General features: G+C 33.2%; 4 protein-coding genes. 2 read left to right on the top strand and 2 right to left on the bottom strand.

All coding sequences use genetic code 11. The annotated features are described in order from the left end of the window. Positions 1-154 precede the first annotated feature (154 nt). Both C4E06_RS21850 and C4E06_RS21855 read left to right on the top strand, forming a co-directional pair. The gene (locus C4E06_RS21850; protein ID WP_107670507.1) at positions 155-1,189 is read left to right on the top strand and encodes a hypothetical protein; all 1,035 of its coding nucleotides are present in this window, start codon (positions 155-157) and stop codon (positions 1,187-1,189) included. Beyond that, positions 1,186-1,524 (top strand): hypothetical protein, encoded by a 339-nt coding sequence (locus C4E06_RS21855; RefSeq protein ID WP_107670508.1) that lies wholly within the window; start codon positions 1,186-1,188, stop codon positions 1,522-1,524. Before C4E06_RS21850 ends, C4E06_RS21855 begins: the two co-directional genes overlap by 4 nt. On the opposite strand, the gene C4E06_RS21860 is transcribed toward C4E06_RS21855, so the two are convergent. Both C4E06_RS21860 and C4E06_RS21870 read right to left on the bottom strand, forming a co-directional pair. Further along, positions 1,517-1,912: a hypothetical protein gene (locus C4E06_RS21860; protein ID WP_107670509.1), complete on the bottom strand. Its 396-nt coding sequence runs from the start codon at positions 1,910-1,912 to the stop codon at positions 1,517-1,519. The two genes, C4E06_RS21855 and C4E06_RS21860, sit on opposite strands and share 8 nt — an antisense overlap. Positions 1,913-2,260: 348 nt before the next feature. Further along, the coding region (locus C4E06_RS21870; RefSeq protein WP_107670511.1) for a hypothetical protein at positions 2,261-2,926 on the bottom strand (666 nt) is incomplete at its 5' end.

Below are 2,926 nucleotides of genomic sequence, written 5' to 3' on the forward strand. Positions count from 1 at the left end.
AGCAGCGCGATCTATGGGGCATTCTTTAAAAGTTCATTGCGAAACTTATAGAAGATGGATTGATGAGAATACGTATAAAAAAGTTTATCAAAAAATGATAAACCAGGTCGATAGACCAACTCTTTATAACTTAACATAAATGGAGTAATTTATTATGTTAGAACTAACTGATCATGAATTTGACAAAATCGAGGGTAGATGGTTTTGTAAAAAATGTAGACAAAGCTGGAAGTCTAAAACTAAACTTCTTTGTCCCGGAGTAGTCGCTTATAACGTACCGCCAAAAAATTCAATTTCAGATAAAGACTTAGAAGGGCAAAATCTTAGATCGATAAGTGAACCCATGGGAGCAAAATATTACCGCTCTACGGGTGAATGGGTGTATTATTATGATTCGGACTCAGTAAAAACAGAAGCCATAGATCCTGATTTTCCTCCTATTTATCAATATGAAAATAGAGGTAATTTAAAATTATCATTTGAGTTAAAACCCTTAAATTTAAAAGCAACTGATAATACTAAAAAGTCTGGAGCTATTTGGTGGTATGACAAAGAAATCAAAGACTACTATTGGATGTTTTTATATGATATTAATGATTGTGAGATAGATGATCCTAGCCTTCCTCCTGTTTATTCATACAACGGAAGAAAAGCTTTCAACTTATTTTTTGAAAAAGAATTGAAAATCAAAGGCTTAATTCCTTCTAAAAATGCCAAGCCTCAAGGGATTGTAGCTTGGTGGGGTGATCACGGTTTTTACTGGAGGAAATTGTACAGAGAAGAAGATTGTGATCGGTATATTGGAGATGTATTTTTAACGAAAACACGGGTTAAAAAGCAGTATTTATTGTCAGAAGGATGGGTTAAAAAGATAGGATTACCAGACAAAGTAGAAGACAATCCTAGGTATAAAAATTCTTACCCCATGTCTCTATACAGTAGACAACGAATTGAGAAATTTTTAGTCGATAACATACAAGAATATGGAGAATGGTTAGAAAAACGAGAGAAGTATGTGGAAAACTATAACAAAAATAAAGATAAAATTCAAAAATCTATGTTACAAAGAAAACAATGTGAATCATGTTTAAGAGGAGAATATTATCGATCTCCTACAGGACGACAATTTTTATGCGTTGTTCACGCTTACGAAATACCTTATCCTTGCCCTGATCATCTAGAAAAATGAACAACTTCAAAAAGACTCAAAAATACTTGAAAGCAACTGAAATTCTCTCTATTAATCACTCAACTCAAAAAGAACTTTATTCAGAGTTAAACCGTCTCGGATGGTGGTGGAATTCTAAAGTTAAAGAATGGGAAAGGAATCAAGAATTAGCCGATCCACCGATGGAAGGAATGAAAATAAGAGTATGGTCAAACTCGGAAAACATAGAAGATTATGCAGAAGAAATTAGTCAATTATTAAGAGAAAATGGATACAAAATTATTGATAAATCTGAACCTTATCTTTGCCGTCCTCCTAAACAAAATGAAAGCAGAATCTATCTAACGGTCATCTAACAACAATTCTAAGCTTTCTATTGTACCATAAGGCAATAATCATAGGTATAAAAACAATGAAATTGTAGAATAAGTGTAACTCTATTCTAGGAAACCAAATTTGACCAATACTAATGGGAGTAGAAGAATTCAAAAAGTTAACTTTCAATAATTCTTGACTCAACAATATAGCGTGTTCAAAATGATGATAAAACTGAAACCATAAAGCTAATGACCACCAAAAAGAAGCTTTTTTAGTGGTCATTTTTGACTGAAAAACCCATAGCCCAATTAACATCAATAAAGCGTAACCGTAATGTAACCACTCAGACCGCATTAACCAAGGATTAAGCAAACCTAGTAACCCCAAACAATCAGGACGTTCCCAATGAAATAACCATAACTGCATTATTTGGGCTATGTGTTCCAAAAAATGGAAGAAAGTTATAAAAAGGAAGTATTGCATTTAGTAAAATCTAATTTCAATTGTCCGGGGCTTATATTCTTAATTCTACCATTAACCCCCCTGTGTGCTTGTAAATGACACCCACTACACAACGCTTTGAGATTAGAAATATCATTGTTAGAGGGGTCATAATCACAATGATGAACTGTTAAAGTAAATTTTGCTCTTTCGCTATTAGTTAACAGATCAGTATTGTCCCCTGGTTTAATACATTCTAGCCCACATTTTTCACACTTCCAATTATTTAGCTCTTTAACCCAGAAGGCTATCTTATCCCAGTTTTTGGGGTATCTATTTCGATCCATTGGCATAATTTTCACCCGTGAATTGTTTATAAATTATAATACATTCTTTAGAGTTTAAAGCAGAATAATTAAGTCTTGTTGGTTTATTTTTTCTCTCACTTAATACCTCTTTAATTCTATCTTTTATTGCTGGAAATTTACGGCTCAAAATATTGATTTTTTTTCGTTTTTCTTGAAGTGGTAAAGAGTCGAAACCGTATAATATTTCGTTCTCAATTTGTTTCAATATAGGTGATTCGCTGCGATCAACTTGTTTAACAGTTTGTTCAACACTGTTTGACGAAGATGATACAGCTTCTTTTAAGTCTTTTAGCTGCAAGTAAATATCAGCTATCTCTAAGTTAATCCGTCTAATGGTCCCATCATCTTCAATCACTTGCTCTATTGACTCTTTTTCTTGAATAATGGCTAATCTTACTTGTTCTACATCTTGTTTAACACTGTCTAACATTTCTGACTTGAAAGCTTTTAGCCGATAACTCAAAAACTGTTTCAGATCGGATAAAAGCTCGTCTCTTAGCTGTTTTTTCTCGTCTCCTGATACTTGACTATCAGATTCTTTGCTGTCTGGATTAAGCCCTTTCTCTATCAATTCTAGCAAAGTGGCTGTTTTATCGTAGTCACCTTTCCCTCTTGGATTATTTTCTTTTCC

It is taken from the genome of Cyanothece sp. BG0011, assembly GCF_003013815.1.
Classification (GTDB): domain Bacteria; phylum Cyanobacteriota; class Cyanobacteriia; order Cyanobacteriales; family Microcystaceae; genus Crocosphaera.